Source organism: Rhizobium sp. CF142 (assembly GCF_000281145.1).
Lineage (GTDB): Bacteria > Pseudomonadota > Alphaproteobacteria > Rhizobiales > Rhizobiaceae > Rhizobium.
In genome coordinates, this window is the sequence record NZ_AJWE01000050.1 from 1 (window position 1) to 24,817 (window position 24,817).

The window sequence follows — 24,817 nt, forward strand, 5'->3', positions numbered from 1 at the left end:
GGCGGCCGGGCTGCCGCTGCAGGCGTCCAGCCAGTCGATGATCATGACGTCGGGGCCGGAACCCAGGATGTTCCAGGGGTGGAAGTCGCCATGGCAGACCTTGTCCTCATCGGGGAGAGCGTCGAGCGCGAAAAGCAGACGTTCGCGCAAGCCGTGCGGCAGATCCTCCGTATGCTCGATATTGGCCGACAGCCTTGCTTTCAGGGAAGGGAGGCCGGTGCCGGGCTCGTGGTGCAGGCGCAGTTGAAGCTCTGCCATGTCCTTAATGGCAGAGAGCGGCGGCTCCGGCGTCATCTCGTCGGCAAAGCTGAAGTCCGGCGCGCGATCCATAAGCAGTCCCCAGCGGCCGTGATAATCGCCGACGACGTGGATCCTGGGTGCTGGCAGTGAAAGCTTTTCCGCGATCGCCAGATTGGCAGCCTCGCGGAAGGCCGGGGCTTTCGGGCGGCCGGTCCGGTAGAGCTTCAGCGCCAGCGTGCCATGCTCAAAGACTTCCGCTTCCTTGCCGGCGCCGAGCAGACGGCCGATTTCGCTCATGTCGGGCTCCCGTTCATTGCGTGTATTCCAGAGCGATGTGGTGCTGATCTTTGTGGCGGGAAGGGGAGGCAAGAGGATCGATTGTTGCGGCTGTGGAGACACTGTGTCTGTGCTGGCAGGCTTTATCCGACGCGCTAGGCGTGGATGATGGCCGCGAAATAGGGCCATCCTGATATCCATGGCCTGTCATTGGGGGTGTTATGACCATCAACAATAAACGTTCGGAAGCAGTCGCCTGCTGCGGCGAGGAAATCCTGTCGCGCGAACTGCTGCTAAGCGGTACTTTCGCTGACCTGATTGCCGGGGAGGCGCCGTCGCTCCGGCTTTTGAGCGACGAGGAGCGGCGGGCATCGCTCGCATCGATGCTTGCTGCGCGGCCGGAGGGCGATGTCTGGATTTTCGCCTATGGCTCGCTGATCTGGAATCCGATCATTCTGAGCGTCGAAAGCCGGAAAGCCCGCATCGAGGGTTGGCGCCGGTCCTTCTGTCTTGCCACCGTCTCCGGGCGCGGCTCGCCCGACAATCCCGGCCTCGTGCTCGGGCTGGATGCGGGCGGCGCCTGCGACGGCGTGGCTTTGCGTCTGGAAGAAGACGATGTCGTGCACGAACTCGAGCTGTTGTGGCGGCGGGAAATGGTGGCCGAGGCCTATATTCCGCGCTGGGTCGATCTGCTTGATGAAGAGGGCGCCCGTTTTGGAAGCGGCATCGCTTTCACCATGAACCCGCAGGCAAACACTTATGCTGGCGGGCTTTCCAGGGAGGCGACCGTTCAGCGGCTTGCGACGGCCGCAGGTAGCATCGGCAGCTCGGCCGACTATCTGTTCCGCACGCGTGACGGGCTGCGGGCGCTCGATATGTGGGACGAGCTCTTGGAAGAGCTTGCCGTCGAGGTGGAAGAGGCGCAACGCAGGCTACAGCAATTGCCTGTCGAGGAATTTCGATCCGCTGTTGTGTCGAAGGCTCCGCTGGAATAGCGGAGCCTTCGACGCGGTTTTGCCGATCAGCCGGCGGCGCGTTCGGCGGGCGGACGGCGGCGCAAGCTCGCGGTCTGGATCGCCGGGGTCTTGTAGTTGGCTTCCAGCGGACCGGTTTCGGTGCCTGGTGGTACGATGGCGTCGATGGCATCGAGGATTTCGTCGCTCAGACGCACCTGCGCGCCGGCCAGAAGATCATCGAGCTGTTCCATGGTGCGCGGCCCAAGGATCGCCGAAGTGACACCCGGATGGGCGATGACGAAGGCAAGCGCCATGTGGGTGAGCGAAATGCCGGCACCTTCAGCGAGCGGAATGAGCTGCTCGACGGCATCGAGGCTGTTCTCGTTCGACATCTGCTTCGGGAAATAGGCAACGCGGCTGCTGTCGGGCTGGGCGATACCCCGGCGATAGCGGCCGGTCAGCATGCCCATGGCGAGCGGGCTCCAGACAAGGGCACCCATGCCGTAGCGTTCCAAAGTCGGCAGGACTTCGCGTTCGATGCCGCGATGGAGGATAGAGTAGGGCGGCTGCTCGGTGCGGAAGCGGGGGAGGCCGCGCTTTTCGGCCACCCATTGCGCCTCGATGATATCGGAGGCGGGGAAGGTGGAGGAGCCGATGGCGCGGATCTTGCCTGCGCGCATCAGGTCGGTCAGCGCCGAGAGCGTTTCCTCGATATCGGTGTCCGGGGCGGGGCGATGCATCTGGAAGAGATCGATATAATCGGTCTGCAGGCGGCGCAGCGAATCTTCCACGGCGCGATAGATCCAGCGGCGCGAGCTGCCCTGCTGGTTCGGATCCTGGCCCATCGGGATGAAGCATTTGGTGGCGAGAACCACATTGTCACGCCGGCCCTTCAGTGCCTTGCCGACGATCTCCTCGGATTCACCGTGGCTGTACATGTCGGCGGTGTCGATGAAGTTGATGCCGGTATCGAGTGCCTTGTGGATGATGCGGATGGAGTCGTCATGATCGGCATTGCCGATGGCGCCGAACATCATGGCGCCAAGGCAATAGGGGCTGACCTTGATGCCGGTGCGGCCAAGGGGACGGTATTGCATCTTCGTTTCCTTTGAATCCTGAACTGCCCGCAAGGGCAGGTTTTTCAATCTGGCAAAAGCCCCGGTGGCGGGCCCTGCATCTGGCAAAGCCGCGCCGAACAGGGTATAAGGGCGCATCCGGAACGCGGTTCCGTTTATACGGAACAATGTTCCGTTTTGCAAGGGGTGTTGATGTGACTGACGGGACGGACAGCCCGGGCGAGGCGCGTGAGGCTGATAGCGGCCATGACAGGCCGGTGCGAGCGGATGCGCGGCGCAACCTCGATCTGCTGCTGAAAGCGGCACTGGATGTGTTTGCCACCTCGGGCGTGGATGCACCGGTGCGCGAGATCGCGGAAAAAGCGGGTGTCGGCGTCGGCACGGTCTATCGCCATTTTCCGCAGCGCTCCGATCTCATCAAGGCGGTGGTGCGCAACGAGGTGGATGCCTGCGCCGATGCGGCGGTGTCGCTCGCCGCCGAGCATGAGCCGGGGGAGGCGCTCTCCCGCTGGATGCAGCGCTTCGCAGATTTCATCATGGCAAAGCGCGGCCTTGCCGCAGCGCTGCATTCCGGCGACCCGGCCTATCAGGCGCTCCCGCTTTATTTCGAGAAACATATGATCCCGGCCCTGCAGGGCCTGCTGGACAGAGCTGTTGCTGCGGGAGCTGCGCGCGGCGATGTCGAGGCGAACGAACTCCTGCGCGCCGGCGCGCAGCTTTCCAATCTCGGGCAGGGGGATGATCCGGCGGCAACGCGTCGGATGATCGCGCTGCTGGTGGACGGGCTCCGTTATGGGGCGGGCGTGAAGGGCTGAGGTCCGAGCTGTGGTTAGAACGGGTTGCGACGTCGTTTACCGCTTCCATCGGATACTATTTCGATGATGACAGATAATGTATCGACCGTTTCAGGTTTGCATAAGGACACATGGTATATCCATCGTGTGGTGGCGGCTTGCCTCCTTGGCACTGCATGCGGGGTTTATCTTCGCATCCTCGACTTCTGGCCGATAGGCGGAAGTGTTCTCAGTCGTCAGTTGCGGAATGTGTTCGACTTCCCCGGTTTTCTGCTGCTGTTTCTGGTTACCTTTTTCTCGGTTTTTATCTGGTTTGTGAGCGCGATAATTGCGTCGTTTCGTCGACGTTTTCGTTTAGCCGCAAGTAACATCGCTGCCATAACGCTTGTCTACGGTTGCTTGTGGGCGACGATGGTCGTGCCGATTTTCGATCCTTGGTTTTGGTATGTGCTCATCAACGAGTCGCGATTTGAAGCTGTCGTTGCCGCAAACAACGCCGCCGAAAACAGCCCGAGGTTTGCGATCATTGAGGAGCGGGACGTGTCAACCGGCATCACCGGAGCAAGCATCAATCACCTCGTCACCTTGATCTACGATGAAAGCGATGTAGCGGATGCTGCGCCATCGGATTCAGATCAAAAGCATCTTTACGGTCATTTTTACAGACGGGACACCTATTAGCGGCTGACTACCGCCGCGCTCGACCTCACGCCACCACGGTCTTCGCCTTCGGCTTCAGCAGGATGATGAGCAGCAGCCCGGCGATGATGAGGGCCGCACCTTCGAGGTGATAAGTCTGCAATTTCTCGCCGAGAATGAAATAGGCGAGCACGGCGATGAAGATCGTCTGGATATAGAGGAGCACGCCGGCGCGGGCTGCCCCCAGCGCCTCGATGCTGCGATTGAAGAGATAATACATGAGCGCGCCGCCGGGGATCGCCACATAGGCGAGCGCGATGAGGCCGCTCGTATTCAACGTCGTGCGTTCGTCGGAGGCCAGCTCGTAGAGATAGAAGGGCAGCGCCGTCAGCGCGGCTGCGCCGAGTAGCAGGACGAGAAGCGCAAGGCGGTTCAGATCAAATTTCGCCCTCCGCAGCAGCACCGTGTAAAGGCTGAAGCAGAAGGCGCCTCCGACGATCCAGAGCTCGCCGGGATTGAAGTCGAGGCGCAGCAGTGCGTCCGGGCTGCCCTTGACGATGATGAGGAGGATGCCGAGGAAGGCGAGGGCCGATCCGGCCACCTGCCAGCTTCCCATCGGCTCTGCCAGCATCAGGCGGGCGAGGATCATGGTGATGATCGGGATCAGCGCGATGATGATGCCGGCCGTGGTGGCATCGGCATGTTCGAGACCGACGAAGATCAGGCCCTGACAAATGGCCAAGCCCACGCCGCCGATGAAAAGCAGTTCCAGGCCGCGCGCCCGCATCAGCGCGAGCATCTCGCCGAAATGGTGGCGGACGATCGGCAGCAGGATCGCGAAGGCGATCAGCACGCGCCAGAAGCAGAGCGCCCAGGGCGGCATTTCGGCGGAGACCCATTTGGCTGCGATGTAGACGCCGGCTGACAAGAGCCAGCAGAGGACGCCCACGGAATAGGCTCCTGCAAGCGAACCGCCTGCCGCCTGTTCCGTCCCGACAGTATCATGATTGACCGCCAAGACATGGATCGCCATTGGCTAGTTATGCCACAGTTGACGGGCGCTGCACAGGTGAGGGTGGTGCGGCTTCGCCGCCTGTGCGCAGGCGGCTGGGTGGCTCAAGCCTTGAGTGTCCTCTCTGTCTAGGACTGCGCGCGGCTCGCGGTCGTGGCCGAAATCGCCGACAAGGTCTGGGCGTCGCGGCCATAGATATCGTCGAAATAGTGGATAACGCCGTCATCCGTCGGCCAGGCGGTGAAATAGGAAACGTAAACGGGAACCGCTTCGGGAACCGGCATGTCCTGCTTGCCGCCGGCCGCGATCTGCTGATCGACGAACTCGACCGAGGTTTTGAGGACAGCGGCAGCCATCGCCTTCGGGTTTTCCAGGCGCACGCATCCATGGCTGAACATGCGGTCCTGCGAGGCGAATTTACCGCGTGCCGGGGTGTCGTGCATGTAGATATCGTGCGAATTCGGGAAGAGGATCTTCAGCTGGCCGAGCGCATTGTCAGCACCCGGCGGCTGGACGACGCCGATATTTTCGAGCGGCTGCGACCAGTCGACCTTGGCTGACGGCATGGTCTTGCCCTTAACCGAAACCACGTAGCCTTCCTTGTCCAGATAGGCAGGATCGCGCTTCAGGTGCGGCAGCATCTCGTTGCGGATGATCGATTGCGGCACGCCCCAGTCAGGGTTGAATTCCACCGTCTTGATCGAGGCGTCGAAGAAATTCGTCTGGTGGTCCTGCTGGCCGATCACCGCCTTCATCGACAGCGTCAGCGTGCTGTTTTCATAATAGTAGGCCATGTAGGCCGGCTGGTTGATGAAGACGTAGCGCTCGGGAAATTCCTGCGGCAGCCAGCGCATTTCCTCCATAGCCACGATCACCTTGTTGATGTTGGCGGCGCTATCGCCGCCCTGGCCTGATGTGCGCAGGTAGTGCAGTTCGGCCGCGAGCTGGGCAAACTTCGGGTTGCTCGGCAGCAGGCGGTCGAAGACCACCATCAGATCAGGCGTGGCCGAGAGCTGGGCGATCGTGCCCTTCAGATCGACCGGCTTGCGCTTGAAATCATAATAGTTGGACAGCTTGTTGGGATCGATGCGACCGCGGAAATTATCCTGCAGGAACATCAGCATCTTGGCTGAGAGGGAGGCTTCGAACTCGGCCAGTGCTCTCGCGCGATCCGATCCTTGAGGCGGGGCAACGGCATAGTCGCCGGCATTCAATCCCCAGTCGTCGGCCTGTTTCAGAAGGCTCAGGGCCTGTGCGGCTTTGGGGGTCGGTCCCTTGCCGTCGACCCAGATGAGCTTTGCCTTCGGCTGGGCGTAATAGGCCTCGACCGCATCGGCGATGTCGTTATTCATCGAAACAGTCAGACCGCCCATTTCATTCAGCACCTTGGCCTGATTGCCGCTGACTGAATCAAAGAGCGCCGACAGCGACGCGCCCGTATCCTGCCGGACGATATGCGCGGGGCGGCGGGCCGGAACCGTATAGTTGGGCCTCGGGCTGGCCTGCGTGACGGGCGGCGCCGGCAGCGGCTCGGCGCGCACGGCAATTGCACTTCCCGAGAGCGCCAGCAGACCGGCGAGCGGTGCAATCCAGCGGGAAGATGTTTTCAGCGGCATTCTGGCGTCCTTGAAACCTGATTTAAACACTGTCTCGCCGCGCAGTCTTGGGGCCAGCGCGTGCGGGCAGTCTGTGTGGGGGCATTGGCTGACTAAAGCGCCAACAATCGGGCAGAAGATGGGCATTCCCTGTGTCTGGCAAGCCCACTTAAGGCAGAAGTGGTTGGAACGAAATCACTTTTTCGACAGATCAGCCGTGATCCGTCGACACTTCTGCCGGCGATGCCTTGCGCAGCCGCTGCGACAGGAAATCGATGCAGAGGCGGACTTTGGCTGCGGCCAACCGGCTGTGAGGGAAGACGACGTGGATCGGGGCTGCGGCCAGCTTTGCGCCCGGCAGAACAACCTCCAGCGCGCCGCTGTCGATATCGTCCTTGATATCCCAGATCGACTTCAGCACAAGCCCGGCACCGAGAAGCGCCCAGCGATGGGCGAGTTCGCCATTGTTGGTCGTGAGCTTGGCTGTGACATTGGCGCTGCGCCCATCCGCGAAGGTCCAGTGCGTGTTGGGCGGGTCTCCGAAGGCGATGACGTCGTGGGCGAGCAGATCGTCGATCACCTCGGGGCGGCCGCGTCGATCGAGATAGGCAGGGGAAGCGCAGATGACACGACGGTTGGGGGCGATCTGCCGGGCGATCAGGCTGGAATCGGACAGTGCGCCGAAACGAACCGCGAGATCGTAGCCGGCCTCGACGATGTTCACCAGGCCATCCTCGGTATCGAGATGGACGGTAAGATCGGGATGGGCCTGCTGGAATTCATGCAGGATCGGCGCCAGCCAGCGGCGGCCGAAGGCATAGGTGGCGGTTACTTTCAAAAGACCGCTTGCCGTATCCCTGCCGCTCGTCGCCTCGGTTTCGGCATCGTCGATCTCGGTGAGGATTTTTGTGCAGCGTTCGTAGAAGCGCGCGCCTTCTTCGGTAAGAGACAGGGAGCGCGTCGTTCTGTTGACGAGGCGGACGCCCAGCCTCTCCTCCAGTCGTGACAGTTTGCGGCTGACGACGGTCAGCGAGAAGTTCAGTTCGCGGGCCGCACCCGAGAGGCTGCCGGCCTGAACCACGCGCACGAAGACGAGCATGTCGAGGAAATTGTCGCTCATATTCTTGCTGATACCGCAAGAGATAGTCGACAACAACGCCTATTCCGGCAAGAGCGTTGTCGCGCTAGCTTCTCCTCATCGAAACCACGGCGGGATCGCCGCAAACTGGAGAGAGCAGATGATATCCCTGGCCAAACAACGCGTTCTCGTCGTCGGTGGAAGCTCCGGTATCGGTCTTGCCGTTGCGCAACAGGCTGCCGCTGCGGGAGCTGAGGTGACCATTGCCTCGCGTTCTGCCGACAAGCTTAAGGAAGCCGCGCGATCGATCGCCGGAAAGGTCGAGACGGCGGTGCTCGATACGGGTGACAATGCCAGCGTCGAGGCTTTCTTCGCCAACCGTGAGGCATGGGACCATATCGTCATCTCCGCTGCCCAGACGGCGAGTGGGCCGGTACGCAAGCTGCCGCTCGATGATGCTGCCCGCGCCATGGACAGCAAGTTCTGGGGCGCCTATCGCGTTGCACGCGCTGCCCGCCTTGCCGAGCGCGGCACGCTAACCTTCATTTCCGGCTTCCTCAGCGAGCGCCCGTCTGCTTCGTCTGTGCTGCAGGGCGCGATCAATGCGGCGCTGGAATCGCTGGCGCGGGGGCTGGCGCTGGAATTGTCACCGATCAGGGTCAATGCGGTTTCTCCTGGAATGATCGACACGCCGCTCTGGTCGAAGATGGATGAGAGCAACCGCAATGCGATGTTCGAGCGCGTCGCTGGCAGCCTGCCGGCAAAGACGGTCGGACAGCCCTCCGATATTGCCAATGCTGTGCTCTTCCTGATGGTGACGCCCTTTGCCACCGGCTCGACGGTGCGTGTCGATGGCGGCGGGGCGATCGGGTGATGCCATGCTGCTCGACCATGTGACGTTACGCACGGCGGATCTGGAAGGGACAAGGCAGTTCCTGCAGGATCTGCTGGGGCTGACGGTCGGCTACCGTCCGGATTTCGGCTTTGCCGGCTACTGGCTCTACAGTGGTGATGGGCCGATCGTTCACCTCATTCCCGGCGGCGGCAGGGCCGTCGGCCGGGACGCAGAGACGATCGACCATATCGGCTTCCGCCTCGAAGGTTATGAGGCCTTTCGGCAGAAGCTCGACAGGAACGAAATTCCCTATTCCACCATGGATCTCGCCGAACTCGGCGAACGGCGTCTCTTCGTGCGCACACCTGGCGGCATTCTGCTGGAACTCGTTTTTCGAGAAGGTGGGACATCTGATTGAACAACACAGGGCCCATCGAGGACAATGCGTCGTGCGCGAATGACTGTCATCGGCAGAGCGCCTGCTGGCGGTCACGACGCTGGTGTGGACCTGACCCCGTCACCTCCAGCGTTTTGTCCTGCCGCTGGCAGCACGGCTACCGCCAGGTCCGGCGGCGTTCGAGCTCGGCCTCGGACGGTTGATCTGACACGAATGAGCCGGTCCGGACCGCGCCGTCCCGCTCATAGGTCGCGACGACGATGCCGGTGCTCGATACCACCGATCTCGTGAGCTTGAGGGCGCCCGGCGCCGCGTCGCCCTCGAACAACCGCTTGCCCTTGCCGAGAAGCAGCGGGAAGGTCAGCACGGTCATTTCGTCGATCAGCTCGTTGGCAAGCAGGGTCTGGATGAGATTGCCCGACCCTTGGATGAGCAGGTCCGGCCCGTCCTCCTGTTTGATCTTGCGTAGTGCCGCGACGATGTCCGGTCCAAGCGATTGCGAATTCTGCCAGGTCAGGGTTTCAGGCCGATGCGTCGCGACATATTTCACCGCGGGATTGAAGGCCTTGGCGATGTCGTCGTCCTGATAGGGCCAGTAGGCGGCGAAGATGTCGTAGGTCCTGCGGCCGAGCAGCAGGGCAAAGGGCTTTGCGAAGAGCTCGCCGATCACCGATCCCATCGTGTCGTCAGCATAGGGGAATACCCAGCCACCAAACCTGAAACCGTTGACAGGGTCCTCGTCAGGGCCGCCTGGTGCCTGCATCACGCCGTCGAGGCTGACGAATGTGGAGGCGATGATCTTTCTCATGGGGGTCTCTCCTCTTGGTGATCCGCGCCATTAGGCCGGATCTCGGCCTGAGGACGAAGCACGCGACAGCATGCCGACAAATCCCGGGGAAATTTATGGGAGACTTGCCGGTCCGCATATGCGAGTTTCGCCGGGCGGAGCGGCCGGCGGCCTCGGTGGTGAGGTCTGCCTCCTGTCTTGTCTGACCATTGGACGTGAATACGAGGGTGAAAATGCCTGATGTGACACGCCACCTCATCGATAGGGGTGACGGGGCAAGTGTAGAGCTTTTTCAAGCTCAGCCCGAGAGCCAAGCGCCTGCGGGCGCTATCCTGTTCGTCCACGGAAATCAGGGCGGCCGCCTCATCGGCGCGAAAGAGGCCGTCGATACCGGCACGCTGCTTCGCTTCTGTTCCCGTTTGAATATCACCGCGGCGGCGGTCTCGCAGCCGGGATTCGGGGCTTCGGATGGACCGGCCGATTTCTGCGGCCCGAACACCCAGCGGGCGATCCTGGCCGCGCTCTCCTTCCTGCGGGAACAGCCTTGCGTCGATCCTGATCGTATCGTTCTCTACGGCAACAGCCGGGGAGCGGTCGCCTCGGCCATGGTCGCAGCCCAGGCTTCCGATCTCAGAGCGGTTATCCTGCGTAGCGGGGTCTACGACCTCAAGGCTGCCTACGAGGCCAGTTCGAAAGGCTTGCGGTGGGCGATCGAGCAGGAAGCCGGTCTGTCGAACGAAGCCTTCCTGGCCCGCTCGGCCCTGAATCACGCACCGAAAATCCGTGCGGAAACCTTGCTGTTGCACGGAAGGCTCGATGAGCGTGCTCCCGTTGCCCAAGCCGAGCTGTTCTCGGATGCGCTATCCGACGCAGGAGTGTCGGTCATGCTCCACGTCTTCGAATGTGGGCACAACATTCCCCGGGAATATGCACAGGTGGCGCAGCGCTCCTTCCTGCAAAGAATGTTCGATCCGGTTGTGACGTATCATTAGGCCGGTGAGCGGCCCCAACTGTTAGCTAAGGCTGCGGAGGTAGGCGCAGAACATGTCCGCCATCGCGTCTGCGAAAGCCGAAATCTCGCTCTCATCATGCGCTGCCTCGGAAAACTCCTTTCCGACCGTGCTCATCGTCGTCATGATCAGGTCTCCGGCCATGGTCCGGATTGCGTCCGAGGCATCGGGCAGCGCTTCCCGCATGAACTGATCGATAATGGCATCGGCGGCGCCGCGTGCCTCCTGCGCTTCGGGGGCGTCGCGATAGAGGGGGGCGGCGTCGTTCAGCGCGACGCGGACGGCGGCTTCCTCGCATTCGGAGCGAATGAAGGCGTGGACGAGGGAGCGCAGCCGGTCGAGCGGTGGGCGGGCCTCGTCACCAAGGACTTCGCCCAGCAGATTCGAGGTCTGCCGCCATTCGTCGCTCTGCAGCCGGAACAGGATGGCCGCCTTGTTGGGGAAATATTGATAGAGCGAGCCGACGCTGACGCCGGCTCTTTCGGCAACCCGTGCGGTCGTGAAACGCTGCGCGCCTTCCTGCGCCAAAACCTGAACAGCGGCTTGCAGAATGGCGTTTACGAGTTCGTTCGAGCGCGCTTGTCTCGGCGCTTTTCTTGAAGAAATTCCGTGGCTTGGACGTTCTGCCATATTGGCGTTCCGCAAATGCGATTAGCGAATGCGACGGATTATTCGTATTTTCATTTCGAAAGCAAGCCATCCGAAATGAAGGATTTCTCTGATGAACACCCTCGCAGGCGCACCGCTCGCGCCGCTTCTCGATCAACTGTTTGCCGAAGCCGCCAAGGCCACCAGCCCGGTCATGGCTGCACTTTCCCGCGATGAGCGGGAACGGCTCATGCACAGCAAGACCGAATATCTCGATTTCTACGGATGCCTGAAAGACCTGTGGCTGCCCGTTTCGCGCCAGACCGGAGAGCTGCTCTACATGCTGGCGCGCAGCACCAATGCCAGGACCATCGTCGAATTCGGCACGTCCTTCGGCATTTCGACGCTCTATCTTGCCGCTGCCCTTCGCGACAATGGTGGCGGGCGGCTGATCAGCAGCGAATTCGAGGTTTCGAAGGTTGCGCGGGCTCGCCAGAACCTCACCGAAGGCGGCCTTGCCGATCTCGTCGAGATCCGCGAAGGCGATGCGCTCCAGACATTGAGCACCGATCTTCCTGATAGTATCGACCTGCTTCTGCTTGACGGGGCCAAGTCGCTCTATCCAGAGGTGCTGGCGCTGGTCGAAGGCCGGCTTCGGCCCGGCGCGCTCGTCATTGCCGACGATGCCGATTACTGCCCCCAATATCTCGACCATGTCCGTTCGGCCGCAGGCGGATACATGTCCACGCCGTTTGCCGACGACATCGAGCTGTCGATGCGCGTGGCCTGACTTCGACTATTTCCCGCACAACCACCCTAACCTCAAACAGGGCTGCCCGATGGGGCGCCCCGTCATGGAGATTTTCAATGCACATATTCGTAACGGGTGCGACCGGCTGGGTCGGCACTGCCATCGTCGAGGAACTGATCCGCGCCGGTCACAAGGTCAGCGGGCTGGTCCGCTCGATCGCAAAAGCCAAGGCCATTGCGGTCATCGGCGCAAAGCTCGTTCCGGGATCGCTCGATGATCTCGACCTTCTCGGCGAGGCCGCGTCCAAGGCCGATGCGGTGATCCATACCGCCTTCAACCACGACTTCTCGAAATTCCTCGACAATGCGGCGCAGGACGAGCGTGCGATCCATGCACTCGGGAATGCACTTGCCGGGTCGGATCGCCCGCTCATCGTCACATCGGGCCTGCTGGGCTTTCCGCGGGGGGCAACGGAAGCGGACCTGCCGAACCCGGCGTCACCGCGCAAATCGGAAGCCGCCGCCCGTGCGCTTGCCGGGCAAGGGAACCGTGCGGCGACGATGCGGCTTGCCCCGAGCGTGCACGGCATCGGCGATTACGGCTTCGTCCCGATCCTCGTGCGCATTGCCCGGGAGACAGGCGTATCCGCCTATCTTGACGATGGGACGAACTGCTGGTCGGGCGTGCACCGGCTGGACGCGGCCCGCCTTTACCGCCTGGCGCTCGAAAGCGGCGTGACCGAAGCCGCCTATCATGCTGTCGCCGACGAAGCGGTGCCGTTCCGAGAGATCGCCGAGGTGATCGGACGCCAGCTCGGACTGCCGGTGGAGCCTCGCCCTCGCGAACATTTCGGCTGGTTCGCCACCATGGCGGCAACGAACATGGCAGCCTCCAGCGCCCATACGCGCTGGCTGCTCGGCTGGCAGCCGACCTGCCGGGGCCTCATCGACGATCTCGACCAGCCTGGCTATTATGCGCGCTAGGCTCGCCGGAAGCCGTCAATGCCCGCCCATCGGCTGGCCGTCAGGCTGGTTGGGCGGGCGCCTCACGTAAAGGGATGCCACGACGGCCGCCAGCGAAATCAGCGCGCCGACGAAGAAGGCGGACTGCATGCCGCCGACGGTTGCCGTTGCGGCATCTGCTTCCCCTTGAGTCAGGATGCCGGCGCGCCAGGTCATGATGGCGACGTAGAGCGTGGTGCCGGCGGCACCGGCGACCTGCTGGGTGGTGCCGATGATGGCGCTGCCATGGGAATAGAGTTTCGGCGGCAGCGAGCCGAGGCTGACGGTGAAGAGCGGCGTGAACATCAGGGCAAGGCCGATACTCATCACGATGTGCAAGCCGAGCACGACCCAGATCGGCGTCGTGACGGTGAGGAAGGTCAGGCCCCACATGACGGAGCTGAAGAGGAGTGCGCCGGGAATGACCAGGCGGGCAGGGCCGTAGCGGTCGAACAGCCTGCCGACGAAGGGGGCACAGAGGCCCATGATCAGGCCGCCGGGCAGAAGCAGCAGGCCGGTCGTGAGCGTCGTCTGGCCGAGCACGGACAGAAGATAGATCGGCAGCAGGATGAAGACGCCGAACATCGACATCATCAGGATCGCCATCATGCCTGCGGCGATCGTGAAGGTCTTCGTCTGCAAAGTGCGCAGGTCGAGAAGCGCCCGTTCCTGCTTCTGGAGATAGAGCTGCCGCCAGATGAAGATGGCGATGACGGCGGCACCGGCAACAAGCATGACGCGGGGATCGAGCGGCGTCGCACCCGCCTCGGGCGCACCGAGCTCGCTGATGCCGAAGACGAAACTGCCGAAGCCGATAGCCGAGAGTACGACCGAGATAACATCGAGCGGCGCCTTCGACGGAACGGTGACGTTCTCGATTTTCGAGGTGCCAAGCGCGAGAGCCGCAAGCGCGATCGGCAGCACCAGCAGGAAGAGCCAGCGCCAGTCGAGCGAGGAGAGAATGAGGCCCGAAATCGTTGGGCCGATGGCGGGGGCCACGGATATGACGATCGAGATATTGCCCATCGTCTTGCCGCGCGAATGCGGCGGCACGAGGTTCATGATCGTGGTCATCAGCAGCGGCATCATGATCGCGGTGCCCGAGGCCTGGACGATGCGGCCGACGACCAGCATGGGGAAGCCGGGGGCAAGCGCGGAGACCAGCGTGCCGGCGGAAAAGAGCGACATGGCGAGGATGAAGACCGGACGCGTGTTCAGCCGCTGCAGGAGATAGCCTGTCACGGGGATGACGGTGGCCATGGTCAGCATGAAGGCCGAGGTCAGCCATTGGGCGGAGCTTGCCGGAATCTTCAGATCGGCCATCAGGTGCGGGATCGCCACACCCATGATGGTTTCGTTGAGGATGACCACGAAGGCGGAGACGAGCAGCAGGCCGATCACCAGCCTGTTGCGGGCACTATGGTCTTCGACCGGCAGTTCGGCCTGTTCTTCGATCTCTGAGAGCAAGGGTTCACTGGTCATGGCGTTCCTATATCCATGTCTGAAAGAAGGAGTTCTGCCTTAAGACGAAAGTGCCGGGCTGATTGCGACACCGGGTACGCGTAATTCCTCTGTCTTTATGCTGTCGCTCGGATGCAAGGCTATTTTTAGCGGAATCTGACCGTGTCTCTTTTCGATAGGGTATGCCGCGTGACACCCCCCTCTGGCCTGCCGGCCATCTCCCCCACAGGTGGGGAGATTGGCTGGGCGCACCGGTTTCCCCAAACAAGAAACGTTGCAAACGGCACGACGTAGTGATGTGCGAAGGTCAGGTCACTTGCCGATCTCCACCCTTGTGGGGGAGATGGCCGGCAGGCCAGAGGGGGGTGTCACGCGCATGACAGACAAAATATTCACGGTACAGCGCAAATGCCAAGAAACCCGCATCACTGCAGCGTCGGCAGCCCCCATTCTTCCAGCGAAAAGGCTTCGGCTGGTAGGCGCATCTCCGAGAGAGCGACAGGGCGGCGGCGGAATGATGTGGCGGTGTAAGGGAAGGCCAGATTCATTCCGCTGATATCAAGCTTGAGCGGCAGCCCGTCGCCTGTGAGGCACTGGCTGTTTCCGGCGTCCTGAACTCCCGGCATCAGATCAAACCATTCGCAGGTCTCGCCGAGGATTGTTTCGCTCCTGCCGAGCGAGGTCTTGCCGGTTGCCTCATCGAATTTCAAAGGCGGGGAGCCATCGTCTGCCGGACGTCCGGCCGTGAGCCTGCGATAGCCACCTGCCTGCCGATAGGAGATGCCCTGATCTTCGCGCTTGTTCCAGATCCTGATGCTGACGGAGCCGCCGCGGTCCCGCTGTTCACGATAGTACCAGGGATAATGGCGCAACAACCGCATGGTTGAGCCGCCTATGCTCTCCAGCGTGATGTCGAAATCGGGCTGGGAGGGATCGGTATTGTCGCTGCGGATCGGTTTGAGCCAGAATTCCGGAGTCAGGATTTCCGATGGCGGATAGATCTCCGCGGGAGTGACGGGGCGGCGGTCGAGCCTTGCAAGGCGGGTGTGGTAGAGCGGCACGTCATTCGGGGTCAGCAGCCTTGTTTCGATGACGATGCCGTCCTTGGTGGCGCAGTTCTGCTCGCGGGCGATGAATGTTCCGGGTGCGGGCGGCTTGCTCGCCGTTTGGAGCCATGTGCAGTGCTCGCCGGCAATGGTCGAGACTTCCTGGAGTGGTTGAGGCGTTTCTGTCTTCGTGGCATCCGGTTTGCGGTCGCGAAGCAGAAGCTCGAGATACGTGATCTCACCATCCGCCTGCCTGCTCCAGCGCAGGACCGGCTTCGTCTCATCCGGTCCGAAGCCGATGCTGGCCCGTCCACCTCGCAGCGTCTCGCTCAGAAACATGCCGTCGTGATGGACAATCGTGACGATCGGATCGACTTTCTTGCCGTCCTTGTCGAGTGCCTGCATGACGGCGACGTAATCCGGTCGTGGCGGGGAGGCGGTAACACTCGACTGCGCAACAGTTGGCCCCGCGAAGGCCATGCAGGCGATTGCGCCGATAATTGCTGATGTCTTCATTGCCTCTCGGGTCTTCGAGCCTGCGCGCACCATAGCGCCGCCGGCAGCAGATGACGGTTTTGCCGAGAAAATCAATGGAGCCTATGCCACAGGCTCAATGGAAACTTATCGAAAGACGCCCATCAATGGACAATGGTCAGCGCGGCGATGCCCGCCTCGTCGGCGGCGCGCAAAAACGCTTCCCGGAATTGTTCCGGGGCAACGTCTCCACAGATGGCGTCGATGCAGGCTTTGACGGCGATCATATATTCCTCGCCATCATCGAAAGGCCAGTCCCGGATCAGCAGGTATGCGGCATCGCCGAGCGTACGCACGACAGTGTGCGTTTCCCGACCGCGCAAAACCAGCCCGACCGGCGCGAATGCCGATGACGTGTTCCAGTTCATTGTCCTCGACCCCTCAAGGCATGGAGATTGAGACCCTCCAACACACTATACGCGTGAATTATGAAATTCGGAATTGCGGAATGCGTGAATGTTGAGCACGTGACTTATTTGCCGCGGGCAAAAGAAAGGGCGCTCTACGACCTGATGTCGGAGCGCCCTGCGGCTGCATCGGCGTCAGTTGCGGCGGAGGCCGATGGCAGGCCAGTTCAGAAGACCGCATTTGGAACGAAATGGCAACGCCCGGTGCCGGTCTGCGCCGGCATGCGGCCTGCAATCCACAGGGTTTCCACAGCTTATCCACAGGTGCGGCCCGATCTCCTCCAACGCTTTCAACGACATATGCCCGAAAGCGATCGGCCTGCTCCAGATGGGTGATGTGACCGCCAGACGACACCGCGAATATCTTCCGGGCAAACTGCCCGAAAGGCCACAATGCCAGGCTATGGTGGCCCTCCCTCCTGGAGCGCTTGGCGGCGGACGCTCGGAGGTGGGAGGCGGCAGGCGTGCATGAGGGCCTGCCGCCTTCATCGCTAGGGGTTCGAGACAAATCGGCGGACGTCAAGGAGACTTTCGAGGCGCGCGCCTTCGCAAATAAAAAGGACCCGCTCACTTGGGAGCGGGTCTCAGGGGTGCCCGGAGTCGGACGGGCATCGGCAAAAAACGGTCGATCAGATATAGGCCGCAGCATCGACGCTCCAGGTATCCGGCATCTTCGACGTCGCAAAGGCGCTGTCATTTGCAGGACGGACGTGCTGACGGGCGGCAGCGTCGAGCAGGGCCGCAAAGGATGCCAGGCTGATCTTGTCGGCGCGAAGCATCTGGCGGATCAGCGGATCTCTCAGCATTTCCGATGGGGTCATCTCGTGCATGGTATCCTCCAGGAATTGGTTTCCCAACGCTCAAAGCATCTTAAGTCCGTATTGCTATCAATGCATGTCGCGACGATGGCGAAAAGACGGTAAATGAGGTTCATTCGGGTTAGCTCCAATGTGGGATTGGCCCGCCATTTTGTCGGATGCTACCGTAGCGCCTGCGAAGTGAACCGTAGGGGAGGACGGGCGCATGGAAGCTAGGCACGGGCAAGCAAAAATGTTCGACGAGATCATCGTGGGTCTGACCACGCTCGAGGCCGAGATCGCCACGATCAACGCCGAGCCCCTGCCTCGCATGGATTTGAAATATGCGGAGGCCGAATGGAAGGCCAGGCCGGCAAAGGTGCGCAAGCGCCTCGGCAAGACGAGAACGGCGAAACCCAACGTATGACATCAGGCTTTGGCAACGCAATTTTGACCATGAACGTATTTTCTGACGTTCGCTCACATTTTGCCGGTTGCATGTCGATGGGAAAGCCGCTTTTCTTGTGATCCACATCCCTAATTTAGAGATATCCTGACCGCAATGAACCGTTACGACATCGAGCGCCGGAACGATGACGACTGGACTGTCATCGACCGGCTGACGGGCGCACCCGTGCCGCATCTGCCGGAAAAACTCGGAAGCAGGCTTGAAGCCCAGGCGCTTGCCGACTTTCGCAACCGGCTGGCCATCCCGCAACAGGAGCGCATTCGCTCCCGCCTCGATACGCTGAGGCTCGCCTGGCAGGCGCTGACGGGCAAGCGGACGCGTTAGAGCGTCATGCGTCGCTACCAGCGGAGGATTTTTCGGCCCAGCAGGAATCCGGCTGCCGTCGCCACCAGGATGCCGATCGAATACCATGTCGCCAGAAACAGCGGGCTGTCGTCGGGGCAGTGCCAGGCATAGATGGCGGCCGCAATGCCGCCGGCGGCAAGACCTGCCACCGCACCCGCCGTGCCCGGATTTTCAGGGGCGCCCTGGCGGACCGAATAAAGGATGGCGGCAAGCGGTGCGATCGAAAGGGTCGGGACGTAGAACAGGCAGAAGGCGGAGAAACGCCCCTCCATGCTGCTTGCCCAGTCCGCCTGCGGCACGACGAGGAGTTCGGTCACCATGCCGGCGATCAGAACCGCTAGCGGCAGGATGAGTGTCAGGGCCGCCGAGCGCAGCGAGACGCCTGGTTTGCCGATCCGGAAGGCGAGGCGGGTGGCGGTTACGGCGATCAGCAGGGTGGTGCCGAGCTTGAAGAGGACACGCGGCGTCTCGATCATCTCGGCCATGTTTCTGCGTATGCCGATGGTGGAGATAAGAAGTGCGGCTGAAATCACCACGCCGATGACCAGTGCGATCATGAAGACGCGGCCAAAGCGGATGCGGACGCGCGCATCCTTTGCCAGCATGTTGATCAGGTCATCCGTTTTCACGCGTGTTGCTCCGATAGAGGGCCGCCAATCCTTTGAGCGCCCTGTGCAGCGCCACTCGCACGGCGCCTTCCGTCATCTGTAGCCGCTCGGCCGTTTCGCGGATGCCGGCGCCGCCGAGCGAGATCGACCGCACGATTTCGCGCTGCGGGTCGCGCAAGCCTTCCAGCATGCGGTCGACATCGATGCGGTCGGCGCCATCATCCTGGTGGTCGGCTTCGAGCGTTTCCATCACATCCTCGATCGGCACGCTGACATGGCGACCACGCCGGCGCAGGCTGTCGATCAGCTTGTTACGCACGATTGTCGAGAGCCACGGACCGATGGGTCGGGAAACATCCCAGGTCCCGCGCTTCAGGTGCACTGCCAGCAGAACTTCCTGCACCACGTCTTCCACCTCGCTCGGCGGGGCACCGAACTGGTCGCAGCGCCTGCGCGCAATCGAACGCAGATAGGGTGTCACGGCCTTCAGGAAACGGTCATAGGCCGTTGCGTCGCCGGCGATTGCCGCGCGCATCCAGGCCGCCCATTCCTCTTCGCGGGCCGAATATTTCATCCGCCACTCACCTCTACGCACGGGGCCACGTGTTTGTTACCGTCATCCTGAAAATTTTGATGACGCGGCACGTGAGGCAGAGCCGGCGTCGGTGCCTATTGAGCGCATCGGCGGGCAAACGGCAAGAGTAGTGCGGCAACAAAGCACAAAAGCCGCCCGGCGCGATGAGGAGCCGGGCGGGTGTTTATGTGGATCGCTGCTGTGGTGAATTCTAGCTGTTGGCAGCGCCTGAGATCCGCGCGATCAGATGGTCGAGCGACAGGCGGCCCGGGCCGTAGCGCATGATGGCAAGCGCCATCGCCGCCCAGGTGATGTGGATGGGCCAGCCATCGGGAACGGTCAGCTCCACGATGCAGGTCATGAACAGCAGACCGAGGCCGGCAAAGCGGGTGGCGAGGCCGAGGATGAGCAGCGTCGGGAAGATGATCTCACCGCAGCCGGACAGGAAAGCCATGACGGCAGGCATGGGGAAGGGGTATGGCCCACCCGGCAGATGCAGCATGAATTCCTGGGTGAAGAGATCGATTGCCGTATCGTTCAGCTGCAGGAAGCCATCCCATTTCAGGATGCCCGAGCGCCAGAAGGGAACGGCGAGTGCCACGCGGATGACGGCCTGGACGACATCCGGTTGGGCGACGGCACGGACAAGTCCGTCAGCCGTCGCCACAAGCCGCGCCAGCGGGGAGAGAGCGCCGTGGGGAGGCCTGTTGCGAGGTAGGGAATCAAGCATGTTCGACATTGAAAATCTCCATTTCGACATGGGAGAAGGCCCTGATAGTGGAAAAGGTATGGGCTGCGATCATCTCGCCGATCATGCCGGAGAGATCGAAGGCCGGCTCCGCCTCGAGCCCCGCCGCGACGGCTGCCGCAAGGCATTCGCCTGAGAGCAGCGCGCCGAGGAAGGCGGCTCCGCCCGGCGGCAGGTGGCGAACCGTGACCTCATCGTCGATGCGCGTGATCAAACCTTCCTCGGGCCGGTTCTCGACGCGGCCGACCGGCCCGGCGCCGCGGTTCATGGCGAAGATGGTGACAGCCGGGTGGACTGATGAAATCACCCGCGTTGAGGGATGGGGCTGGAACGTCACGCCGCCTAGCTCTTCCGGCGGTACGGCCGCAAGCGCTTCGGGCTTGAGCGCTGGCGCATCGGCGGCGTGATAGGCATCCAGCCAGGCGCGCTCGATACGTGCCACATCCGACAGCCAGGGCATGTCCTGCGCATGTTCGTAGCGGCCGATGAAATCGGGGAAATCCCGGCCGTATTCGAAGAGCAGCGGCGAGGTGGGCGGCGTTTCGCGCACATGGAAGCGAGCCATTGCGCGGAAGAAATCCGGCCCGGTGATGCGTTCGACTGCCGGGAAGATCGACGACAATGCGGCGATCAGGCTGACGGTGACATTGTTGCGGTAGACATTGTAGCGCTTCTCCGCCCGCTTGCCGCGCGGACCTGTCACCAGGTCAGGGGCTGGCGCATCGGGGGCAAGCAGGGCTGCGGAAAACTGTCCCGCGAAGTCAGGCGCGGGTCGGCGCATGGGCAGGATATCAGCCGAGGGCATGGAAGGTCTCCCGGTCTCTGGCGTGCCGATCAAGGATCGCCTGTGCGGCCAGCGCCTCGGCGCGCAGTACCGACCAATCGGGGATCTTGCTGTCCCATTCGATCAGGGTCGGGATCGGTCCACAGCGGGCAATGACAATTTCATAGAGCTGCCAGACGGCATCGGCGACTGGCCCGTCATGGCTATCGATCAGAAGCAGTTCGCCTTCGTCATCCTCCTGTTCGGCATGGCCGGCGAGGTGGATCTCGCCGACACCAGACAGCGGAAAATCGCGGAGGTATTCCAATGCTGAAAAGCCGTGATTGGTGGCGGAGACGAAGACATTGTTGATGTCGAGCAGCAGGCCGCAGCCGGTGCGCCTGGATATCTCGCGGATGAAATCCGTCTCGCTCATGGAGGATTCCGCAAAGAGTACGTAGGTGGACGGGTTTTCGAGCAGGATCGGCCGGCCGATGGCGTTCTGCATCTGATCGACATGATCGCAGACATGGGCAAGCGTTGTGGCCGTATAGGGCAGCGGCAGCAGGTCGTTCAGATAGGTATCGGCATGCGTCGACCAGGCAAGATGCTCAGACACCAGCGCTGGTTCGTAGCGGTCGACGAGGTTTTTGAACCGCTTGAGGTGATCCTTGTTGAGCGGCTGCGGGCCGCCGAGCGACATGCAGACGCCATGCAGTGAAATCGGGTGGTCGCGGCGCACCCTTTCGAGCGCGCGATGCGGCGGGCCGCCGGCGCCCATGTAATTCTCGGCATGAACTTCGAAGAAACCCTGCGGGCCTGATACGGCTGAGATTGCTGCAAGATGCTCCGGCTTGAAGCTGGTACCGGCCTGGCCGGCAAGTGAAAATGTCGGAAAGCGGAGGGTGCTTTCCGTCTCCATGGGAAGGTTGTTCGTCATGCTGACGTTTGCCATGTTCGCCTCCGCTTTCCTTGATCTTCGTCTGTTTCCGACGGCTTAGATGTCGCGCGTCAGCGGCTTCAGCGCGCCATGACGGCCGCCCGGAATATCGAGCGAGGCGCAGGTGCCGCCCTGGACGAATTTCCACGAATTGCCCTGGAAATCCTTGACCGAGGTGCCCTGGCATGTCGTGCCTGGACCGGCAGCGCAATCATTCTGGCCCTTCAGCGCAACGCCGTAGCACTTCTCCTTGTGGGCCGCGGTTGCAGCAGCGGCCTCAGCCTTGGTCAGCGGGGCGGCGCTTGCCATCGTGGCAAGAGCTGACGTGATTGCGCCGGCAAGAAGGGCGGTGCTGATGGAAGTCTTCAACATTGGTAGTCTCCGTTGCTTGAAACGCCCCTGTTTCAGCGGGGCACGTCGGGGTATTCGCAACGGGAGGGCGGGTTGTTACAGGCGGGGTGGTAACGAAGGCGTGATGCGGTCTTGGGGGCGCGGGGAGGCGGCCTTTCCTGCGGTATCCCGGCGACGTAATCTGCTTTGCCGGGGCGAGGATGGTGCTTATGCTGGTGCAATCATCCGTTCGATCCCTTTGCGGACAGGCTCCGATATGTCGATCAAATCTCGAAACGTGCTGTTCGTGTGCAGCCAGAACAAGCTGCGAAGCCCAACCGCCGAGCAGGTGTTTTCCGCGCGCGAGGACATCGAAGTGTCGTCGGCAGGAACGAATAACGACGCCTGCAATCCACTCGATGCGGAACAAGTGGAGTGGGCCGACATCATCTTCGTGATGGAGAAGGCGCATCGCAGCAAACTCACCCGCAAATTCCGCAAGTCGCTGAACGGCAAGCGCATTATCTGCCTCGACATTCCCGACGACTACGAATTCATGGACCCAGTGCTGGTCAACCTGTTGGAACGCAAGGTTCTCAGGTATCTGTGAAGCGAAATGTAGTTCGAATCCCGGGGATATGTTTGCCAACACGTTTCACGTTCGGTGGATTTACCGCTTTTCTCCTCCGCTTTTTCAATCATCAGAAAACATTGCAGGCCAAGCGTTCCAGCCTGAAGGACGATATTGACATAGGCGCCGAATGGATCGCGAAGGCGCTGCTGAGCTCCGGATATGATGCCAATTTTGCGCCCGATAGCATTGCAGAGCTCGAAAGGTTTTTTCGGGATCAGACGGTTGGCGGGCAGCCTCTGCCAGGTGGCCTGCTGTCGGAGAATCTGGGTGTAAGGCTTTTCGCGCTCGGCTGCTATTGCGCCGGGAGCTTGGTGGGGACTGGGTCACCGATGACGGCGACCCCAATGGTGAAGTGAATGTGGCGCTGAAGTTTGGAAATGGAGCGACCTGCTGGCCGGTGCAGCGGTTGATGAAACGGCTGCACAGCGAAGAAGACGACCTTGTCGCCTGGGCTGTGTCGATCAGATATAGCCAGCATTGACATCGCGTGCCGTGAATGGCCAGACCCGTCGGCAAGCATCACGGCTCACTTTCGATATCGAACACCAGCAACCCGGGAGCTTCCAGAGGCAACTGCGCTACCACGTCTCCCGCGGGGTTCAACACCGCCGTCGGCCCCCAGCCGATGCGTCCCTCGCGTTCTCCCGTCACGTCGGCGGAGATGAGCCACAGGCTGGTTTCCCGGCAGCGCTCGCCTCTGGCGGCATTGTGTACGTCCCGGAATTTCTCGGCATTGGCGCGGGGCATCATGTTGTTGGCGCAGCAGACGAGGAGGGATGCGCCTGTGAGTGCGACCTTGCGGGCGGCCTCGGGGAAACCGGTATCGTAGCAAATATTGATGCCGAACCGCAGGCCATCGACCGTGAAGACGGGCGCCTCGGTGCCTGGCTGGAAGAACCGTTCTCCCTTGAGCAGATGCGCCTTGCGATATCGGCCGATCAGCTTGCCCTTTTCGATGACGACGGCGGTGTTGAACAGCGCTTCGCCTTCGGACTCGATCATGCCCATCACAATCATGGGGCCGGCAGCAGCAAGCCGGTTCGTCACGGCTTTGAACATCGGCGATGCGAGACCCATCGCGGCGCGCCGTGCCGCCTCCGGCTCTGTCAGATAGCCCTGCAGAAACCCTTCGGGAAAGCAGAGGAGCCGTGCGCCCTCGGCTTCGGCCTGACGGATCACCTCGAGCGCGCATGTCAGTGCTGCCTCGACATCCTCGCGGTATTCAGGAGTTTGGGCGGCAGCGATGCGGACGGTTTTCATGCAGGATTCCGATTGTTCTCACAATTATCCGTATCCGAACAGACGAACATCCGCCCGCCGCTGTTATCCATGATCATCTCGTCGAGGTAGACGCCGGTCTTGCCGCAAAGCGCGCATGGCTCCGAAAACTCCTGAATCCGAAACGGGTGATCCTCGAAATCGATACTTTCCACCTGCGAGTAGGGCGGGATGGCGTAAATCCGTTTCTGCGTGCCGGAGCCGAAAAGCTGCAGGGCCGGCATCCTGTGCAGGCGGGGATTGTCGAAGGTCGGGATCGGGGTCGGCGACATGAGGTAGCGGCCTTCGACCATGACGGGGTAATCGCGGTTGATGGTGATCCTGCCGTGCCGGGTGACATCCTCGTAGAGCTTGACATGCATCAGCCCGTAATCGGCATTGGCATGCATCTTCCGCGTTTCGGTCTCCTTCGGCTCGAAACGCTGCAGCGGTTCGGGGATCGGTACCTGATAGACAAGGATCTGATCCTCCCTCAGCGGCTGTTCGGGGATGCGGTGACGGGTCTGGATGATCGAGGCTTCAGAGAGATGCGTCGTGGTTTCGACTTCGGCGACCTTGGCGAAGAAGCTGCGGATGGAGACGGCGTTCGTCGTGTCGTCGGCGCCCTGGTCGATGACCTTCAGCACGTCATCGGGGCCGATGATGGAGGCGGTCAACTGTACGCCGCCCGTTCCCCAGCCGTAAGGCATCGGCATTTCCCTCGACGCAAAGGGCACCTGGTAGCCGGGAATGGCGATCGCCTTCAGGATGGCGCGGCGGACCATCCTTTTCGTCTGCTCGTCGAGATAGCCGAAATTGTAGAGCTCGTTCGAGTTCATGGATGTTGGCCCTTCATCAGCTTGTAACTT

At 61.7% G+C, this 24,817-nt stretch carries 31 protein-coding genes; 12 read left to right on the forward strand and 19 right to left on the reverse strand.

Features of this window, described 5'->3' with window-relative positions:
• Positions 1 to 537, reverse strand: a 537-nt coding sequence (locus PMI11_RS13025) for a phosphotransferase family protein (protein WP_007817604.1), incomplete at its 3' end; no start/stop codon positions are given.
• 200 nt (positions 538 to 737) lie between these two features.
• On the opposite strand from PMI11_RS13025, the gene PMI11_RS13030 reads away from it, so the two are divergent.
• Entirely contained in the window at positions 738 to 1,511 is a 774-nt protein-coding gene (locus PMI11_RS13030; protein ID WP_007817606.1) for a gamma-glutamylcyclotransferase, read from the forward strand.
• A 26-nt stretch (positions 1,512 to 1,537) separates the two neighbouring features.
• Here the strand turns inward: PMI11_RS13030 and PMI11_RS13035 are convergent, their stop codons facing one another.
• On the reverse strand, positions 1,538 to 2,569 hold the full coding sequence (locus tag PMI11_RS13035; protein ID WP_007817608.1) for an aldo/keto reductase: 1,032 nt from the start codon (positions 2,567 to 2,569) through the stop codon (positions 1,538 to 1,540).
• A gap of 173 nt (positions 2,570 to 2,742) precedes the next feature.
• Between PMI11_RS13035 and PMI11_RS13040 the strand changes: the two genes are divergently transcribed.
• Together PMI11_RS13040 and PMI11_RS36160 are read left to right on the forward strand one after the other, a co-directional pair.
• Positions 2,743 to 3,363, forward strand: a complete 621-nt coding sequence (locus PMI11_RS13040; RefSeq protein WP_007817610.1) for a TetR/AcrR family transcriptional regulator — start codon at positions 2,743 to 2,745, stop codon at positions 3,361 to 3,363.
• Between the two features lie 63 nt (positions 3,364 to 3,426).
• The gene (locus PMI11_RS36160) at positions 3,427 to 4,023 is read left to right on the forward strand and encodes a hypothetical protein (RefSeq protein WP_007817612.1); all 597 of its coding nucleotides are present in this window, start codon (positions 3,427 to 3,429) and stop codon (positions 4,021 to 4,023) included.
• Positions 4,024 to 4,048: 25 nt separating this feature from the next.
• Here PMI11_RS36160 and PMI11_RS13050 read toward each other — a convergent pair whose 3' ends face one another.
• From PMI11_RS13050 to PMI11_RS13060, 3 genes are all read right to left on the reverse strand, one after another.
• The gene (locus PMI11_RS13050) at positions 4,049 to 5,014 is read right to left on the reverse strand and encodes a DMT family transporter (RefSeq protein ID WP_007817613.1); all 966 of its coding nucleotides are present in this window, start codon (positions 5,012 to 5,014) and stop codon (positions 4,049 to 4,051) included.
• Positions 5,015 to 5,121: 107 nt separating this feature from the next.
• Complete coding sequence (locus tag PMI11_RS13055) at positions 5,122 to 6,609, reverse strand: L,D-transpeptidase family protein (protein ID WP_007817615.1); 1,488 nt, start codon at positions 6,607 to 6,609, stop codon at positions 5,122 to 5,124.
• Positions 6,610 to 6,799: 190 nt separating this feature from the next.
• A complete protein-coding gene (locus PMI11_RS13060) occupies positions 6,800 to 7,741 on the reverse strand; it encodes a LysR family transcriptional regulator (RefSeq protein WP_244430564.1) in 942 nt (313 codons plus the stop codon).
• 85 nt (positions 7,742 to 7,826) lie between these two features.
• Between PMI11_RS13060 and PMI11_RS13065 the strand changes: the two genes are divergently transcribed.
• Together PMI11_RS13065 and PMI11_RS13070 are read left to right on the forward strand one after the other, a co-directional pair.
• Positions 7,827 to 8,540 carry an SDR family oxidoreductase gene (locus PMI11_RS13065; RefSeq protein WP_007817619.1) on the forward strand — a complete coding sequence of 238 codons (714 nt, stop codon included), beginning with the start codon at positions 7,827 to 7,829 and terminating at the stop codon, positions 8,538 to 8,540.
• Entirely contained in the window at positions 8,518 to 8,919 is a 402-nt protein-coding gene (locus PMI11_RS13070; protein ID WP_244430565.1) for a VOC family protein, read from the forward strand. Before PMI11_RS13065 ends, PMI11_RS13070 begins: the two co-directional genes overlap by 23 nt.
• 136 nt (positions 8,920 to 9,055) lie before the next feature.
• Here PMI11_RS13070 and PMI11_RS13075 read toward each other — a convergent pair whose 3' ends face one another.
• Complete coding sequence (locus tag PMI11_RS13075) at positions 9,056 to 9,706, reverse strand: dihydrofolate reductase family protein (RefSeq protein WP_007817622.1); 651 nt, start codon at positions 9,704 to 9,706, stop codon at positions 9,056 to 9,058.
• Between the two features lie 212 nt (positions 9,707 to 9,918).
• Here PMI11_RS13075 and PMI11_RS13080 point away from each other — a divergent pair, with 212 nt between their 5' ends.
• The gene (locus tag PMI11_RS13080) at positions 9,919 to 10,677 is read left to right on the forward strand and encodes an alpha/beta hydrolase family protein (protein ID WP_007817625.1); all 759 of its coding nucleotides are present in this window, start codon (positions 9,919 to 9,921) and stop codon (positions 10,675 to 10,677) included.
• 21 nt (positions 10,678 to 10,698) lie between these two features.
• On the opposite strand, the gene PMI11_RS13085 is transcribed toward PMI11_RS13080, so the two are convergent.
• The gene (locus tag PMI11_RS13085; protein WP_007817627.1) at positions 10,699 to 11,325 is read right to left on the reverse strand and encodes a TetR family transcriptional regulator; all 627 of its coding nucleotides are present in this window, start codon (positions 11,323 to 11,325) and stop codon (positions 10,699 to 10,701) included.
• A 91-nt stretch (positions 11,326 to 11,416) separates the two neighbouring features.
• Here PMI11_RS13085 and PMI11_RS13090 point away from each other — a divergent pair, with 91 nt between their 5' ends.
• Entirely contained in the window at positions 11,417 to 12,073 is a 657-nt protein-coding gene (locus tag PMI11_RS13090) for an O-methyltransferase (protein ID WP_007817629.1), read from the forward strand.
• A 77-nt stretch (positions 12,074 to 12,150) separates the two neighbouring features.
• Positions 12,151 to 13,017 carry an SDR family oxidoreductase gene (locus PMI11_RS13095; RefSeq protein ID WP_007817630.1) on the forward strand — a complete coding sequence of 289 codons (867 nt, stop codon included), beginning with the start codon at positions 12,151 to 12,153 and terminating at the stop codon, positions 13,015 to 13,017.
• 15 nt (positions 13,018 to 13,032) lie between these two features.
• Here PMI11_RS13095 and PMI11_RS13100 read toward each other — a convergent pair whose 3' ends face one another.
• From PMI11_RS13100 to PMI11_RS13115, 4 genes are all read right to left on the reverse strand, one after another.
• Entirely contained in the window at positions 13,033 to 14,517 is a 1,485-nt protein-coding gene (locus tag PMI11_RS13100) for a DHA2 family efflux MFS transporter permease subunit (protein ID WP_007817632.1), read from the reverse strand.
• Between the two features lie 404 nt (positions 14,518 to 14,921).
• Positions 14,922 to 16,058 (reverse strand): hypothetical protein, encoded by a 1,137-nt coding sequence (locus PMI11_RS13105; protein ID WP_007817634.1) that lies wholly within the window; start codon positions 16,056 to 16,058, stop codon positions 14,922 to 14,924.
• A 122-nt stretch (positions 16,059 to 16,180) separates the two neighbouring features.
• Positions 16,181 to 16,444 (reverse strand): DUF982 domain-containing protein, encoded by a 264-nt coding sequence (locus PMI11_RS13110; RefSeq protein WP_007817636.1) that lies wholly within the window; start codon positions 16,442 to 16,444, stop codon positions 16,181 to 16,183.
• Positions 16,445 to 17,112: 668 nt separating this feature from the next.
• Complete coding sequence (locus tag PMI11_RS13115; protein ID WP_007817641.1) at positions 17,113 to 17,313, reverse strand: hypothetical protein; 201 nt, start codon at positions 17,311 to 17,313, stop codon at positions 17,113 to 17,115.
• Between the two features lie 220 nt (positions 17,314 to 17,533).
• Here PMI11_RS13115 and PMI11_RS13120 point away from each other — a divergent pair, with 220 nt between their 5' ends.
• Positions 17,534 to 17,707: a hypothetical protein gene (locus PMI11_RS13120; RefSeq protein WP_244430566.1), complete on the forward strand. Its 174-nt coding sequence runs from the start codon at positions 17,534 to 17,536 to the stop codon at positions 17,705 to 17,707.
• A 135-nt stretch (positions 17,708 to 17,842) separates the two neighbouring features.
• Complete coding sequence (locus tag PMI11_RS13125; RefSeq protein ID WP_007817645.1) at positions 17,843 to 18,073, forward strand: hypothetical protein; 231 nt, start codon at positions 17,843 to 17,845, stop codon at positions 18,071 to 18,073.
• 14 nt (positions 18,074 to 18,087) lie between these two features.
• On the opposite strand, the gene PMI11_RS13130 is transcribed toward PMI11_RS13125, so the two are convergent.
• The 6 genes from PMI11_RS13130 to PMI11_RS13155 form a co-directional block, all read right to left on the reverse strand.
• On the reverse strand, positions 18,088 to 18,723 hold the full coding sequence (locus tag PMI11_RS13130) for an NrsF family protein (protein WP_007817647.1): 636 nt from the start codon (positions 18,721 to 18,723) through the stop codon (positions 18,088 to 18,090).
• Complete coding sequence (locus PMI11_RS13135) at positions 18,710 to 19,276, reverse strand: sigma-70 family RNA polymerase sigma factor (protein WP_007817648.1); 567 nt, start codon at positions 19,274 to 19,276, stop codon at positions 18,710 to 18,712. Before PMI11_RS13135 ends, PMI11_RS13130 begins: the two co-directional genes overlap by 14 nt.
• Before the next feature lie 211 nt (positions 19,277 to 19,487).
• Positions 19,488 to 20,006, reverse strand: coding sequence for a DoxX family protein (locus PMI11_RS13140; RefSeq protein WP_037071273.1), 519 nt, complete (start codon positions 20,004 to 20,006; stop codon positions 19,488 to 19,490).
• Complete coding sequence (locus tag PMI11_RS13145) at positions 19,999 to 20,829, reverse strand: HvfC/BufC N-terminal domain-containing protein (RefSeq protein WP_007817652.1); 831 nt, start codon at positions 20,827 to 20,829, stop codon at positions 19,999 to 20,001. The genes PMI11_RS13140 and PMI11_RS13145 overlap by 8 nt, the downstream gene beginning before the upstream one ends.
• Complete coding sequence (locus tag PMI11_RS13150; RefSeq protein WP_007817654.1) at positions 20,816 to 21,742, reverse strand: MNIO family bufferin maturase; 927 nt, start codon at positions 21,740 to 21,742, stop codon at positions 20,816 to 20,818. The genes PMI11_RS13145 and PMI11_RS13150 overlap by 14 nt, the downstream gene beginning before the upstream one ends.
• Before the next feature lie 42 nt (positions 21,743 to 21,784).
• The gene (locus PMI11_RS13155; protein WP_007817656.1) at positions 21,785 to 22,099 is read right to left on the reverse strand and encodes a BufA1 family periplasmic bufferin-type metallophore; all 315 of its coding nucleotides are present in this window, start codon (positions 22,097 to 22,099) and stop codon (positions 21,785 to 21,787) included.
• A gap of 235 nt (positions 22,100 to 22,334) precedes the next feature.
• On the opposite strand from PMI11_RS13155, the gene PMI11_RS13160 reads away from it, so the two are divergent.
• Positions 22,335 to 22,667: a low molecular weight protein tyrosine phosphatase family protein gene (locus PMI11_RS13160; protein WP_007817657.1), complete on the forward strand. Its 333-nt coding sequence runs from the start codon at positions 22,335 to 22,337 to the stop codon at positions 22,665 to 22,667.
• Between the two features lie 32 nt (positions 22,668 to 22,699).
• On the forward strand, positions 22,700 to 23,047 hold the full coding sequence (locus PMI11_RS13165) for a hypothetical protein (protein WP_007817659.1): 348 nt from the start codon (positions 22,700 to 22,702) through the stop codon (positions 23,045 to 23,047).
• 163 nt (positions 23,048 to 23,210) lie between these two features.
• On the opposite strand, the gene PMI11_RS13170 is transcribed toward PMI11_RS13165, so the two are convergent.
• Positions 23,211 to 23,951, reverse strand: coding sequence for a carbon-nitrogen hydrolase family protein (locus PMI11_RS13170; protein ID WP_007817661.1), 741 nt, complete (start codon positions 23,949 to 23,951; stop codon positions 23,211 to 23,213).
• Positions 23,948 to 24,787: an alpha-D-ribose 1-methylphosphonate 5-phosphate C-P-lyase PhnJ gene (locus tag PMI11_RS13175; protein ID WP_007817664.1), complete on the reverse strand. Its 840-nt coding sequence runs from the start codon at positions 24,785 to 24,787 to the stop codon at positions 23,948 to 23,950. The genes PMI11_RS13170 and PMI11_RS13175 overlap by 4 nt, the downstream gene beginning before the upstream one ends.
• Between the last annotated feature and the right edge of the window lie 30 nt (positions 24,788 to 24,817).